Below are 13,825 nucleotides of genomic sequence, written 5' to 3'. Positions count from 1 at the left end.
TGTGACGTGGCAGCGTCAAGGTGAGCTCCGTCCGCCCGTCCCGAAGACCCGCCGGCCCTCTGCACGTTCCTCACCCGATCACCGAAGGGCGTTGCATGTCCCACCGCTTCAGACGAGCGCGTTTGACGGCGCTCGCCGCCCTGTTGTCCACGATCGCCGCGCCTTCCGTCGCCCACGCCGCGGATCCGGACGCCCCGGCGTCCCGGGCCGCGGCCCACGCGGCCCCCGCGGCACACACCCTCACCCTCGACGACGGCTCGGTGCTGCACTGGTCCGACGACGGGTCAGGCACCCTGACCCGCAAGGACGGCACGACCCGGGCCTTCCCCGTGGCGGGCACGAAGGGCCGCAGCGCGTTCGGCGGCTCCCTGACGCCGTCCGCCGGGATCCTCCAGCGCCGGGCCGACGCCGCCGCGCTCACGCCGTACAGCGTGGGCGGCGCCACCGGCGCCGGCTCCGCGGTGCGCCCCCGGACCATGAACTCAGGCGCCGTCCCGCTCCCGAAGGCGGTCCGCGAGGCCGTCGACGGCATCGGCGACCGGAGCGCGGCCCGCACCGCCGCCCCCTCCGCCGCCAAGGACCTGCCCACCAACGAGGGCCTGACGACGTCCTTCCAGTCCTACCTCAACGCGGGCGGCGTCAACGCGGTCGGCGCCTTCCGGGACACCGCGACGTACCTCCGCGCGCTGCCCGGTCAGGGCCAGGTCATCACCAACGTGTCGCTGGGGGACCTCACCGACCAGGGCATGGCCGACGCGGGCGACGAGTACGTGCGCCTCAACGGCCCCACCACGGTGCTCCGCGACGGCAAGCGCTACCTCGACTTCCCCTCCCTGCCGCTCATACCGACCTACACCAGCGACAACAAGGGCCGCCTCGACCCGGCCGGCGCCATCGAGGGCCAGGACCCCAACCTCGCCGAAGTGCTGCTCGACTTCTCGATGATGGCCCCGCTGCCGCACGACCGGCAGCGCCCGGAGGCCACCGGCAGCGGCGCCACCGACCTGCTGGGCATCGCGCCCGGCGCGCAGTACCGGCTCGTGATCCCCGAGGAGCCCTCGGCCACCGGCATCGCGGCGGCGCTGCGGGCCGCTGCCGCCCAGAAGCCCCGGCCGGACGTCATCACCGCGAGCCTCGGCTTCGGCACGGACGGCTCGATCGGCTTCCCCTCGCGGTGGCTGGAGGACGACCCGGAGATCAGGGACACCCTGCGCGCCATCGTGGACTCGGGGATCGTCGTGGTCGTGTCGTCCAACGACGGCACCCGCCTGGGCCTGCCGGTGTCGGTCGGCCCCGACGGCGGCAGCACCCCGACCGACGTGACGTCGAGCAGCCGCGCGCAGACGTCGATCGACGACGTCGCCCCCACCACCACCCCCACACTGGTCCGTGACACCGGGGTGATCGCCGCCGGCGGCACCACCGTCGACGACACCCTGAGCTCGGACGACGTACGCACCGCCGTCTACCCGACCACCCGTTACAACGGCTCCGCCGGCTACTCCTCGGGGTTCGGCACCCGGATCGACCTGGCGGCGCCCGGCGACAACCTGCCCTCGCTGATCCACACACCGGACGGTCCGGGCGTGGTGCTCAACGGCGGCACCTCGGCCTCGGCCCCGATGATCGCCGCTGCGGCGGCCAACGTGCTGGCGGCCGCCGAGGCGACCGGGCAGCAGCTCAGCCCGCGTGAGGTCCGGAAGCTGCTGGTGGACACCGGCCGCCCGATCGCCCAGCCCCCGCAGGCCGACCGGGAACTGCGCATGGGCCCGCAGCTGGACGTGACAGCGGCGGTGGAGAAGGTGCTCGCCAAGCGCCATTCCCTCACCCCGGCCGCGGTACGGCTGTCCGTCGCCGAGCGCCAGCTGCTGTCGGTGAGCCCGACCACCGCCTTCGTCGAGGCCACCGATCCCTCCGCGATCGACCTGGCGGGCCCCGCCGACGCCTGGGGCAACCCGTCCGGGCAGAACGCGGTCTCGCCCATCACCTTCGGTCTCGACCTCACCGGCGGACACCGGAAGCTGACGTACCGTCTACGCGTCGGCGAGCACGGCACGATCCCGTCCGCCGGCCCGAGCCTGCGCGTCCTGCCGCGCGAGCTGCTGGCCGCCGCCGGCCTGCCCCTCGCCTCCGGCGAAGCGCGCACCGTACAGGTGACGTTCGAGGCCCTCGACGGCCACAAGGTGGTGGCCTCGACCGGTCAGCGGCTCACCTTCGGCGCGGCCGACGGCACCTATGTGCAGCCGAAGGCTCCGACCGCGCCCGGCTCGTCCCCGCTGGGCAAGTCCGTCACCGTGCACTACGACCTCACCGGCCTGCGGGACGCGACCGCCCCCGAGCTGGTGCTCTCCTCGGTCGGCCACTGGACGCCCTTCACCACCAGCGACAAGTGGCGTGCCCAGTGGCGCACCCCGCTCACCGGCACCAAGGGCACGGTGACCATCCCCGCCTCCGCATTCGCACCGGGTGGCGCCGGGCTCTACGGCATCGGCGTCACGCTCTACGACGGCCAGGTCTTCGGGGACTTCCGCGCACTGCGCGTCGGACCCGGCGCCGACCAGCGGCCGCAGGCACCGCTGCTGGGGCAGGGGAAGTCCGCCACGGCGCACGCCGTCGAACTGACCCGGGCGGAGCCGCGGTTGACGGTCTCCTGGGACGCCTCCTCGGCTCCGCACGCCGACGGCGCGGCCATCGAGTTCCTCACCCCGGCACCCACCCTGTACGGGGCTCTCAACACCGCCACCAACCAGAACGGCAGCGGCCGCGACGACAACGGCGTCGACCACGCCTCCACCCTCTTCCGGGCCCTGCCGTCGGTGAAGGGCCGGACCGTGCTCGACCTCAAGGCCCTCGGCCTGCCGACCGGACTGCAGTACCCGGTCCGGGTCCTGCCCACGCGGGCGGGCAAGCCCGTCGGACAGGCCTCGCCCACGTCGTTCGTGCAGTACCTCGACGGCGACACGGTCTCCGGCACCCTGGAGAACATCGAGGTCAGCGGGGGCACGGCGCTGCTCGCCACCGATGACTTCGCCGAGGGCGACGACGGCTGGATCCACCTGGAGGGCTCGGCCACCACCGCGTACTCGCTCTCCGAGGGAACCCTCGGCACCACGGTGTCCCGCCAGACCGGCACCTCGATGATGCAGGAGGTCCTGGGGGCCGACCCCGGCACGGGACACACCCTGATCGGCCACCGGCCGTTCGACGGCGGTGTGCTCCCCGAGGTCGACCTGCGCGACACGAAGACCGGTGCGCGCGTGAGGCTCAGCGCCCTCGACCCGGGCACCGGCTCGACGTCGGTGTACTTCCAGGGCGGAGCCGTCGACCCGGCCCGGCACCGGGCGGGGGTGACGACCTTCGACGGGGTCTCGGGCGTGGCCTCGCTGTGGACCGTCGACATGGCCACCGGCAAGGTCTCCGCGCCGATCCCGCTCAACGCGGACAACCCGGGGCGGGCCTTCGGCAACGTCTCCGTCGACGCCTCGACCGGCACGTTCTTCGTGGCCACCACCGGCACCATGGGGCCCTGCCTGTCCGGGCGCGTCCCCTACTGGGCGGTGTCGGTCGACCCCGGCACCCGCGAGGTGTCGCCGCTGACCACCATGCCGGCCTGCACCGCCGGCCTCCTGCCCGACGGCAAGGGCGACCGGGTGTACGTCGCCGCGGGACCCGCCACCCCCAGCTACACCACGGGCGAGTTCCCGACCGGCACCTGGCGTTCGGCCGACCAGAAGTCCCTGGCCACCTCCGCGCCGGCCGACCTGGGCACCCGGGGCGTCATGTGGCCGGTGCTCGACACCCGGCACCACGTCGCCCTCGTCGCCCACCTGTACGAGGAGGCCACCACCGGCGACAACAACGCCCTCAGCGAGATCACCGTCCTCGACCCCGACACCGGGAAGGTGCTCGCCCGGCACCCCGTCGCCAACCTCGTCAACTCCACGCTGAGCACGTCCAACTTCGACTTCACCAGCCGGCGCGGCCTGTTCCTCGACCCCGCCACTCGTACCGTCTTCCTGGTGAACCCCTGGGCCAACGGCCTCCAGCGGTTCACCTACTGACCGGACACCTACGGGGCCGGGTCCGCCACGACCGGTGGCGGACCCGGCCCCGTGGTCGTCCGACGACGCCTGTGCTAGGTTGATCGCGTTGCAGTTTTGGTACCCATGAACTTTACGTGCACCTGCCGGGATGTGACCGACAGGTGCATTTTTTGTTTTCCGGTTGTCCCGGAGGGGTCATTGCGGCGACGGAGGTCCGCAAAGTGCGGGCTTCATGTACTGCTCCCGAAGGAGATTCCCATGGCGACCGGCACCGTGAAGTGGTTCAACTCGGAAAAGGGCTTCGGCTTCATCGAGCAGGACGGCGGCGGCGCCGACGTCTTCGCTCACTACTCCAACATCGCCACCCAGGGCTTCCGTGAGCTCCAGGAGGGCCAGAAGGTGAGCTTCGACGTCACGCAGGGCCAGAAGGGCCCGCAGGCCGAGAACATCCTCCCCATCTGACCCACCGGGGATGTAAGGGGCCGGCACCTCACGGGGTGCCGGCCCTTCCTCTTTCGGGGCCGTGCGGGCACGCCGGGTCTACGGGGCGAGCGCCGCGGTGACGGCGGCCAGGTACCGGTCCACCGGACCCGCGGTGAGCAGACCGCTGCCCGCGCCCGCGAGTTCCCCGGCGGCGGGGAGCAGGCGGGCGTGGAGCGCCTCCAGGGCGTCGCGGTCGCCGAGCTCGACGGCGAGCACGGACTGCACGCAGCACAGGGCCTCGTACATCAGGTCGGGGGGTGGCTCGGGCAGGGCCCGCAGGGCCGCCAGGGCCTCGGCACGGCGGCTTGCGCGCAGCAGGACGAACGGCTCGGCCCACGGCCGGTACGGCCCCCACTCCGCCGCGGGGTCGACACGCTCGGCGATCCGCGCCGCCGGGACGCTGCCGTCGGCCAGGTCGAGGCAGAGCAGCGCGAGCGGCAGCAGACCCCGTTCCACACCCGGCATCCCGGCGCCCTCCAGGCGTGCGGCGGCGGCCCGGTAGGCGGCCCCGGCCCGCGGCCCGCCCCCGGAGGCGGCCGTCCGCAGGGCCCGGTACCACTGCGTGAACACGCCGGCGAGGGGCAGTTCGTGGCGTTCGGCCAGGACGTCGACCGCGGCGGCGTGCACGTCGGCCGCGGGGAGGTCGGCGAGCGCGCTGCGGGCCTGTACCCGGATCAGGTGACCGAGCACCTCGTACGTCGTCAGCCCGTGCCGCCGGGCCAGCGCCACCAGTTCGGCGCCGATCGCGTCCCGCCGCGGCGCGAGGCCCGCCCGGGCGCAGGTCTGCATGAACACCCCGTTGAGCGCGAAGGCGAGGAGCGCCGGGTCGTCGAGCCGGCGGGCCGTCTCCTCGGCCTGCCGGGCCGCAAGCGGTCCGCGGGCGGAGCGGATGCCGCGCGTCTCCACCGCGATCGTGGCCAGCAGGCGGCAGCGTGCGGTCTCGTGCGCGGCGTCGGCGGGCAGGGCGGCCAGGGTGCGCTCGGCGGCGGCGACGATACGGCGGGCCTGCTCCGGGTCGTCGCTGCGGGTCCAGATCGCGGGGACGTCGTAGGCACCGATCACCCGGGCGGTCAGCTCCGGGTCGCCGGACTCCTCCGCCGCGGCGACGGCCGCCAGGCGGTGCTCCCGGGTGGCCTCCAGGCCGCCGCCCCCGGTCAGCGCGAGATTGCGGAGGAGGCCGACCGTCGACTCCAGCCGTGCGCGGGCCCCGGCGGCGACCGTGCGGTCGTACGCCTCGGCCGCCCGGGCCCACACCCGGGCGGCCGCGTCGCCCGGGCCGGCGGGCGCGGGCGCCGGCGGGTCCAGGCGCGGGTCCTGGGCGAGCATGTCCGCCTCCAGGCGGCGCAGCGCCGCTCCCGGGTCGAGCCCCAGTCCCCGGGCCAGCATCGCGCGGGCCCGGCGCAGCACGGCGAGAGCGTCCCCCTGACGGCCCGACCGGTACAGCGCGAGCGCCAGCAGCCGCCAGGCGTCCTCCCGCCACGGATGCGCGATCAGGTGCGCGTCCAGGTCGGGCACCGCCTCGGCGGCAAGGCCCAGCTCCAGCCGGGCCTCCGCCCGCCGTTCCACCGCCCGCAGCCGCAGTTCGGCGAGGCGGGAACGCTCGCCGCGGGCCCACTCCCGGTCGGCGTACTCGCCGTACGAGGGACCGCGCCACAGGTCCAGCGCCTCCTCGAGCCGCGTCAGCGCCGCCGCGGGCGGCAGTGCCGCGGCGGCGTCGACGGCGGCCTCGAACCGCCAGGCGTCCACGCTGTCCGGGTCCGCCCGCAGCGCGTACCCAGTGCCCGCGGTGACCAGCAGCCGGGCGGGGGCGCGGGGCGGCCGCTCCGGTTCCAGCTCGCGGCGCAGCGCCCCGACGAAGGTCTGCACGGCCCCGACGGCGCCGGCCGGGGGTTCGTCCCACAGGTCCGCCACCAGGCGGGTCACCGGTACGACACGCCGGCGCGCCACCACCAGCCGCGCCAGCACCTCCCGGTGCCGGGGGCCCTTGAGCGCCAGTGCGCGACCGTCGCCGTCCCAGGCGACGACCGGCCCGAGCACACCGAAAGCGACCCGCACCCTGCCCACCTCTCCGGCCGTCCTCCCCGCAGCCACGGTACGCGCTGACCGGATGCTGATCCGCGGGCGGGAGGCTCGGGGCGTCCGCCACCGGCGGGCACGTCACTCCCCCGCCACCGAACGAGAGCAGCGCACCATGACACCGGTCGTCCCCGGCTTCGCCTACCACCGCATCCCCGTCGCCGACGACGTCGCCCTCAACGTCGCCGTCGGCGGCTCGGGCAGCCCCGTCGTCCTCCTGCACGGCTTCCCGCAGACCCACCTCATGTGGCGCCACGTCGCCGCCGACCTGGCCGCCGACCACACCGTGATCTGCCCCGACCTGCGTGGTTACGGTGCCAGCGACAAACCGGCCCCCGCGGGACCCGCCACGTACGCCAAGCGCACCATGGCCGCGGACGTCGTCGCGCTGGCCCGCGCGCTCGGTCACGACCGCTTCGCGCTCGCCGGCCACGACCGCGGTGCGCTGGTCGCCTTCCGCGCCGGGCTCGACCATCCCGACGCGGTCAGCCGGCTGGCCGTACTCGACGTGCTGCCCACCCTGGACATGTGGGACGTCCTGCGCGGCGCCGACGCCGCCGTGGGCTTCCACCTGTACCTGATGGCCCAGCCCCCGGGCCTGCCCGAGCAGATGATCGCCGCCGCCCCGGACGCCTTCTTCGGGCACTTCCTCGACGCGTGGAACCGGTCCCCGGAGACCTTCCCGCCCGCCGTGCGCGCCGCCTACCTCGACGCGTGCCGCGCGGCCGTCCCCTCGATCGTGGCCGACTACCGTGCCTCGGCGACCGTCGACGCCGACCACGACCGGGCCGACCGGGCCGCGGGCCGGCGGCTCCGGATGCCGGTCGCGGTCCTCCAGCAGGACTGGGGCGCCGCCCTCGGCTACGACGCCCGCGCCCTCTGGCAGGCCTGGGCCCCCGACCTGACGCACACCACCGTCCGTTGCGGCCACTTCATGGCGGAGGAGGACCCGGGACTCGTCGCGTCGGCCCTGCGGGCACTCGTCGCCTCCTGAGCCCCGGAAAACGGTCGAGGCCCGGGGGCGGGAAGAACCTCGGAAGCGACTTACGTTACAGATATCAGTGGTAACGAATCTCGCGAACCCGTGAGGAGCCCAGATGATCGTCACCTCCGCCCCCGGGCCCTGCTCGCCGCCGCGCACCGCGACCGCCGAGCACTGGTTCGACTTCATCTGCCCCTACTGCTACGTGGCCCAGGACCGCACCCGGATCCTCCGCGAGCACGGCATCCGCGTGGTCGGGCACGCGCTGCGGATCCACCCTTGGACGGGGCCCAGCGGCACCCCTCCCGGCCGGCGCACGGACCCCGCGTACGCGCTCCTCGCCCACGAGGCCGAGGCGGCGGGCCTGCCGCTGCGCCGGACGGACCGCGTCACCCACTCGCGCCCCGCGCTGGAGGCTCACGAATGGCTCGCCGCGAGCGACCGCGAGGCCGCCGGCCGCTTCGCCGCCGCGGTGTTCGCGGCCAACTTCGCCGACGGCCTCGACATCGGGTCCCGGGAGCTGCTGGTCTCCCTCGCCGAGGAGGCCGGGGGCGACGCGAAGGGGCTGCGCGCGGCCTGGGGTTCCGCGGCGATGACCGACGCGCTGGCCGCGTCGGAGTTGCTCGCCTGGCGGTACGGCGTCCACGCCACACCCACCTGGGTCTCCCGACGTCACGGGATCGCCGGACTGCAGCCCCCGCAGCGGTTCCGCGACTGGGCCGCGGCGCTCGCCCGGTGAGGAGCGGCCGGCGAGTCGGCCTAGCCCAGCAGCGCCTGCATGTGGGCCGCGGCCTCACGGGCGGCCTCGTCGGGGGTACGGCCCTGCTCACGGGCGAACAGGTAGGCGGCGTACCAGTCCCACCAGTGGTGCTCCGGGGCGGTCGCCTCGTACGCGCCGTGGCGCTCCTCGGTCTCGTGCAGGAGCCCGGCCAGGGTCGGGACGTCCATGGCGGCACCTCCTCGGTCGTGCGGCCCGGAATCCCACGGTCCGCGAGGACGGTGGGATTCCGCAACCCGGGCGCGGTCGGCGCATCGGGCGGAAGCCCGCGCGGACCTCGTTCACGAACAGCTCCGGCTGCTCCCAGGCGGCGAAGTGACCACCCTCGGGGAGCCGGTTGCGGTGGACGAGGTCTCGGCGTCTCCGGGCGGCGGCAGCTCCGCACGGCGCTGTCCCCCGTGGGGACGGCGACCCGGCAACGGGCTTGAGGTGCGGGCGCGTCAGCCCCGGTCCACCGTACGGTCGGGCCTGCCGTCGGCCGGGGAGAGCCGGATCACGTGGACCTCGTCGCCCTCGCCGGCGTCCAGGGTCACGCGGACGCGGTCCGGCCCGTCCCACTCCACCGCGACCAGGTCACAGCTGTCGCCGTTGACGAAGCCGACGCGCCAGCGGCGTGCCGTGAGCCACGACCCCTCGTCGACGTAGACCCACCACAGCGGGTCGATCATGGCGGCCCCCTCCACGACCACGAGCTCGCGGTCGGGGCGGCCGGGCGCCGCCTTGCTCATCGTCTCCTCCCCGCCATGACTGAACAGGGAGATCGCCGCGCCGAGCGCCAGCGTGCCGAAGACGCCCGCCACCAGGATCAGGGAGCGCAGGACGGGGCCGCGCACCGCGAGGATCAGCGCCGCTGTCAGCACCACGCCCGTCGCGATGCCGAACACCAAGGGCTGGTCCAGGAGCCGGACCGCGACCAGCAGGCCGCCCGAGCGGAGCCTCTCCCGACGCCCCGCCCAGGCGCCGAGGACGAGCACCACGGCGACCCCCGCCAACACCGCCGCCGCTCCACGTCTGCGACGCTCCGTCATCTCGACCACGACCAGCTCCCCACCCCGGCATCCGGACGCGCACACACTAGCCTCGGTCGATCAAGGACCGGCCATGTGCGTGGGGGGCAAAGGCCGTTGACGACCAGGTCGGTGACGCGGTGGCCGCGGGTGTCGGCGCCGACGCGCCAGAGGAAGCCCATCAGCAGCACGTCCTGCGGGGCGAGCCCGGGGCGAACGCTGCCGTCCGCCGCGCAGGCGCGTGCCGACGGTCCTCACCACGGGGGCGTACGCCCTGTGGTCGGCGAGGGCCGATGAACCAGGTCCGGAGGGGTCCGCGCCGTCCGGGTGTCAGTCGCGGTCCGTCAGGCGGCGCAGCAGACGGCCCGCCTCGAGGACCTTGCGCACGTCCTCCGGCGGCAGGGTGCCCAGGCGCGCGGCGAGGGCCTCGGCCTCGCCGCGGGCCATCCGCACGAGTTCCCGCCGGCCCGGCGCGGTCATGACCACCCGTGTGGCACGGCCGTCGGCCGGGTCGGGTTCGCGGCGGACCAGCCCGGCCGCCTCCAGTTGCGTCACCGCGGCGGTGATCGTGGGCTGGGTGCAGGCGGCCCGCTCGGCGAGGACGCCGACGCGCGAGGGACCGTACTGGTTCAGCAGGGCGAGGACGATGAGCGGGGTCGGCTGGACCCTCGGCTCGGGGCGGGCGCGGCGCAGCAGCCGCACCAGGCGGTGCAGGGACACCACGAAGTCCAGGGCGTCTTCCTCACCGACCGCCGCCATCGTCGGCCCCCTCGCGTGGTCTCCGTCGGGTCAGGGGATCCCGATCGTGGGCGAGTACAGGTCCATCCACAGCGCCAGGTCGAGGGCGCGTTCCAGGCCGTGCCGGGCGGCGTGCGTGCTGACCGGGGTGTCGGTCCTGACCGCGTCCTCCAGCCAGGTCCGGCTGACCAGGTCGAACACCGGGTGCGTGGGCTTGGCCAGCAGGTCCTTGGCGTTCTCCTGGAGCGCGACGAAGTACTTGGGGTCCTGGGTGGAGGGGTACGGGCTCTTCACCCGGTCGTAGACCGAGCGGGGCAGCACGTCCGCGGTGGCCTCGCGCAGCAGGCTCTTCTCCCTGCCGTCGAAGGACTTCAGCGACCAGGGCGCGTTGTAGACGTACTGGACCAGGCGGTGGTCGCAGAACGGGACCCTGACCTCCAGGCCGTTGGCCATGCTCGCCCGGTCCTTGCGGTCGAGGAGGATGCGCACGAAGCGGGTGAGGTGGAGGTGGCTGATGACGCGCATCCGGTACTCGAAGTCGCTCTCGCCGTCGAGGCGTTCGACGCCGGCGACCGCGCGGCGGTAGCCGTCGTGGACGTAGCCCTCCAGGTCCAGGGACTTGGCCACCTGCTCGGTGAGGATGTTGCCGTCGTCGCCGAACTCCGTCGTGAACCGCACCAGCCAGGGGAAGGTGTCGGCCCTGCGGGCCTCCTCGTCGAAGAACTGGCGGTAGCCGCCGAAGACCTCGTCGGCCGACTCTCCGGAAAGGGCGACGGTCGAGTGCTGCCGGATGGCCTTGAACAGCAGGTAGAGGGAGGAGTCCATGTCGCCGAGCCCGGCCGGGATGTCACGGGCGCGGATCACCCTGGCCCGCACGTCCGGATCGGCGAGCTGGTCGGAGTCGAGGACGATGTCCTGGTGCTCGGTCCCGCAGAGATCGGCGACGTCGTGGACGAACGGGGTGTCGGGCGTCCCGCGCAGGCTGTCGGGGACGAAGTGCTCGGTCTGGCCGACGAAGTCGACCGCGAAGCTGCGCACCTTCTCGCCCTGGTCGGCGAGTTGCCGCGCCGCGATCGCCGTCATCGCCGAGGAGTCCAGGCCGCCGGAGAGCAGGGTGCAGCGCGGCACGTCGGAGACGAGCTGGCGTCGCACGATGTCCTCGAGCAGCTCGCGCACGCGCGCGATCGAGGTCTCCTTGTCGTCGGTGTGCGGCTCGGTCCGCAGCGCCCAGTAGACGTGGGTGCGGATGCCGCCCCGTCCGACGGTGACGACGGTGCCGGGCTCGACCTCGCGCATGCCGTCCCAGATCGCGTGACCGGGTGTCTTGACGAAGGCGAAGAGCTCCCGCAGCCCGTCCAGGGTGACGCGGCGGGGGACGAGCGGGTTGGCCAGGATCGCCTTGGGCTCGGACCCGAACAGCACGCCGTCGTCGGTCGGGTAGTAGTAGAACGGCTTGATCCCCATCCTGTCGCGGATCATGACGAGCTTCTGCTCGCGGCTGTCCCAGATGGCGAAGGCGTACATGCCGTTGAGCCGTTCCGCCACGCCCTCCCCCCACTCCAGGTAGCCGCGCAGCACCACTTCCGTGTCGGAGGTGGTGGTGAAGCGGTGGCCGCGCACGGTCAGTTCCTTGCGCAGTTCGGTGAAGTTGTAGGCCTCACCCGAGTACACCATCGCCACCGCGCCGCCCTCGGGTGCCTCGGCGCTCATCGGCTGCCGGCCGCCCGGCAGGTCGATGATCGCGAGCCTGCGGTGTCCGAGCGCGGCGGGTCCGTCGACCCACGTGCCGCGGTCGTCAGGCCCACGGCAGGCCATCGTCTCGGTCATCGCGTCGACTGTTTCCTGCTCGTTCCCCAGGTCCCTGCGGAACGAGATCCATCCGGCGATTCCGCACATGCGTATGCCTCCGGGCTATCGCTGTGCCCGTCCGTCGTTCGCGACGTCACGGATCGGGTTGGCCCTGGCCGGCTCCGCGGCGCGGTTGTCACTCTCGGTGATATGTATCGGGCACCTATCAATCGAGTGTCCGTCCGCTCCGGTCGACCGTCAAACGCCCGCGCCGACGCCGTGCTCCACGAGGGGACCGACCGTCAGACCGGCGTCCCGGCATGCCGTGACCAGGGCGGGAAGCGCCGCGAGGGTGGCGCGCCAGGAACCCGGGGCGGAGGCGTGGTCGCTGTCGTGGAGCAGGACGGTGGCGCCCGCGCGCAGATCGGGCCGGAGGGTCGCCAGTACGGACTCCCCGGTGGCGCCGGTGCTCCAGTCGCGGCCCCAGGCGCTCCACAGGACCGGGGTCAGGCCGGTGCACGCGGCCGCCGCCCAGCGTCCTCCGGTGAGGATGCCGTACGGAGGGCGGTACCAGACCGGTGCGGCGCCGCAGGCGTCGTGGACCGCCCGGACGGCGCGGGCCAGGTCGGCCCGGTCGCGGGCGGGACCGGGCAGCCACGGGCGGTCGTGGGTCCAGCCGTGGACGGCGATCTCGTGGCCGCGCCGGACGGCCTCGCGCACGATCCGGCGGTGGCCGCCCACCCGCGCGCCCAGGACGAAGAAGGTGGCCCGGACCGAGAGTTCGTCGAGGGCGTCCAGGAAGCGCGGGGTGGAGACCGGATCGGGCCCGTCGTCGAAGGTGAGGGCCACGTGGTCGGGGCGTCCGAGGCCGGCCAGGGCGGGGAAGGCCCGGCGGCGCAGCCCGGGCAGCCAGGTGGCGGCCGGGACGATGTGGCCGGCCACCAGGACGCCCCCCGCCAGCGCCGCCCGCCGGACGTCGCCGCCGCGCCTCATCCCGGCCCCCCGTGGACGGTACGGTGACGGCCCTCCGGGGCGTCCGGACGCTTCCCGCGCGGCACGTCCCAGCCGCCGGCCACGGCGGGCGAGCGCGACAGGCCGACGGCTCCGGCGGCCATCAGGGCGACGCCGGCCGCCTCGGGCACCACGTGCGCGCCGAGCGCGATCCGTTCCCCGAAGAGCACCCAGCCCAGCGCCACGCTCACCACCGCGTCCCCGATGGTGAGCGCCGGCTGGGACGCCGCGAGGCTGCCGGCCCGCAGGGTGACCTGGAGCAGCAGCAGGCTGAGCAGGCCGACCGCGCCCACCGCGTACAGCTGCCAGGAGGCGAACACCCGCGGCAGGCCCTCGGGGATGCGACCCGTGACGTCCTTGATCAGCGCCGCCGTGCAGGCGAAGCAGGAGGCCGTGGCGCACCCCAGGACGCAGGCCCGCGCACCGCCGCTCAGCGCCCGCCCGACGAGCCACAGGACGAGCACCAGCAGCGCCAGCGGCACACCGGCGCGCGGCCAGGTGCCCGGCAGGGCCTGCGCCTGCCCGCCGGACGGCGTCGCGGCACCGAGGAACAGGGCCAGTCCCCCGGCCAGCGCCAGGAACCACAACCAGGTCCCGGGGTCGGGCCGGCGGGAGAACGCCAGGCTCCCCGCCATCAGGGTGAACAGCAGCTCGGTGGCCATGAGCGGCTGCACCACCGACAGTTGCCCCACCCCCAGGGCACTGGCCTGCAGGACCCCGGAGACCACGAGCGCCGCCATCCCGGCCGCCCAGAAGGGGCGCCGGACCAGTCGCAGCAGGTGCCGCAGCCGCCCGCGCAGACCGTGCCCGGCGCCCTCTTCCTCCTGCTGCTGGAGGGCGGCGCGCCGCTGCAAAGCGGAGGCGGCGCCGTTGGCGAGGGCCGCCAGCAGTGCCAGCACGACGGTCAGGGCGGGCACCG

General features: G+C 74.4%; 11 protein-coding genes. 4 read left to right on the top strand and 7 right to left on the bottom strand.

The genetic code is table 11. From position 1 onward, the window contains the following. Window positions 1-122 precede the first annotated feature (122 nt). Both ACFYYN_RS15485 and ACFYYN_RS15480 read left to right on the top strand, forming a co-directional pair. On the top strand, window positions 123-4,061 hold the full coding sequence (locus tag ACFYYN_RS15485) for a S8 family serine peptidase (RefSeq protein ID WP_500546200.1): 3,939 nt from the start codon (window positions 123-125) through the stop codon (window positions 4,059-4,061). A gap of 240 nt (window positions 4,062-4,301) precedes the next feature. Further along, entirely contained in the window at window positions 4,302-4,505 is a 204-nt protein-coding gene (locus ACFYYN_RS15480) for a cold-shock protein (protein ID WP_326570877.1), read from the top strand. Window positions 4,506-4,583: 78 nt separating this feature from the next. On the opposite strand, the gene ACFYYN_RS15475 is transcribed toward ACFYYN_RS15480, so the two are convergent. After that, the gene (locus ACFYYN_RS15475) at window positions 4,584-6,581 is read right to left on the bottom strand and encodes an AfsR/SARP family transcriptional regulator (RefSeq protein ID WP_500546199.1); all 1,998 of its coding nucleotides are present in this window, start codon (window positions 6,579-6,581) and stop codon (window positions 4,584-4,586) included. Between the two features lie 136 nt (window positions 6,582-6,717). Here ACFYYN_RS15475 and ACFYYN_RS15470 point away from each other — a divergent pair, with 136 nt between their 5' ends. Then, window positions 6,718-7,596: an alpha/beta fold hydrolase gene (locus tag ACFYYN_RS15470; protein ID WP_500546198.1), complete on the top strand. Its 879-nt coding sequence runs from the start codon at window positions 6,718-6,720 to the stop codon at window positions 7,594-7,596. 103 nt (window positions 7,597-7,699) lie between these two features. Then, on the top strand, window positions 7,700-8,323 hold the full coding sequence (locus tag ACFYYN_RS15465) for a DsbA family oxidoreductase (protein WP_500546197.1): 624 nt from the start codon (window positions 7,700-7,702) through the stop codon (window positions 8,321-8,323). A 20-nt stretch (window positions 8,324-8,343) separates the two neighbouring features. Here the strand turns inward: ACFYYN_RS15465 and ACFYYN_RS15460 are convergent, their stop codons facing one another. From ACFYYN_RS15460 to ACFYYN_RS15435, 6 genes are all read right to left on the bottom strand, one after another. Further along, window positions 8,344-8,532: a bleomycin resistance protein gene (locus ACFYYN_RS15460; protein WP_500324530.1), complete on the bottom strand. Its 189-nt coding sequence runs from the start codon at window positions 8,530-8,532 to the stop codon at window positions 8,344-8,346. Between the two features lie 270 nt (window positions 8,533-8,802). Beyond that, window positions 8,803-9,399 carry a hypothetical protein gene (locus tag ACFYYN_RS15455; protein WP_500546196.1) on the bottom strand — a complete coding sequence of 199 codons (597 nt, stop codon included), beginning with the start codon at window positions 9,397-9,399 and terminating at the stop codon, window positions 8,803-8,805. Window positions 9,400-9,699: 300 nt separating this feature from the next. Further along, window positions 9,700-10,128 (bottom strand): MarR family winged helix-turn-helix transcriptional regulator, encoded by a 429-nt coding sequence (locus ACFYYN_RS15450; RefSeq protein ID WP_500324528.1) that lies wholly within the window; start codon window positions 10,126-10,128, stop codon window positions 9,700-9,702. Between the two features lie 30 nt (window positions 10,129-10,158). Then, on the bottom strand, window positions 10,159-12,003 hold the full coding sequence (gene asnB / locus ACFYYN_RS15445) for an asparagine synthase (glutamine-hydrolyzing) (RefSeq protein ID WP_500546195.1): 1,845 nt from the start codon (window positions 12,001-12,003) through the stop codon (window positions 10,159-10,161). Window positions 12,004-12,153: 150 nt separating this feature from the next. After that, window positions 12,154-12,888 carry a polysaccharide deacetylase family protein gene (locus ACFYYN_RS15440; protein WP_500546194.1) on the bottom strand — a complete coding sequence of 245 codons (735 nt, stop codon included), beginning with the start codon at window positions 12,886-12,888 and terminating at the stop codon, window positions 12,154-12,156. Beyond that, window positions 12,885-13,823 (bottom strand): DMT family transporter, encoded by a 939-nt coding sequence (locus ACFYYN_RS15435; protein ID WP_500546193.1) that lies wholly within the window; start codon window positions 13,821-13,823, stop codon window positions 12,885-12,887. The genes ACFYYN_RS15440 and ACFYYN_RS15435 overlap by 4 nt, the downstream gene beginning before the upstream one ends. Window positions 13,824-13,825 lie beyond the last annotated feature (2 nt).

It is taken from the genome of Streptomyces sp. NPDC001902 (assembly GCF_042891295.1).
Lineage (GTDB): Bacteria > Actinomycetota > Actinomycetes > Streptomycetales > Streptomycetaceae > Actinacidiphila.
Note: the sequence above shows the minus strand (reverse complement) of the source record. Positions and strands in the feature narration are given on the sequence as shown.

Coding starts and splice junctions, on each gene's coding strand:
- ACFYYN_RS15450 (WP_500324528.1), bottom strand. CDS start 10,128: ATGGCGGCGGTCGGTGAGGAAGACGCCCTGGACTTCGTGGTGTCCCTG.
- ACFYYN_RS15460 (WP_500324530.1), bottom strand. CDS start 8,532: ATGGACGTCCCGACCCTGGCCGGGCTCCTGCACGAGACCGAGGAGCGC.
- ACFYYN_RS15440 (WP_500546194.1), bottom strand. CDS start 12,888: ATGAGGCGCGGCGGCGACGTCCGGCGGGCGGCGCTGGCGGGGGGCGTC.
- asnB (WP_500546195.1), bottom strand. CDS start 12,003: ATGTGCGGAATCGCCGGATGGATCTCGTTCCGCAGGGACCTGGGGAAC.
- ACFYYN_RS15465 (WP_500546197.1), top strand. CDS start 7,700: ATGATCGTCACCTCCGCCCCCGGGCCCTGCTCGCCGCCGCGCACCGCG.
- ACFYYN_RS15470 (WP_500546198.1), top strand. CDS start 6,718: ATGACACCGGTCGTCCCCGGCTTCGCCTACCACCGCATCCCCGTCGCC.
- ACFYYN_RS15480 (WP_326570877.1), top strand. CDS start 4,302: ATGGCGACCGGCACCGTGAAGTGGTTCAACTCGGAAAAGGGCTTCGGC.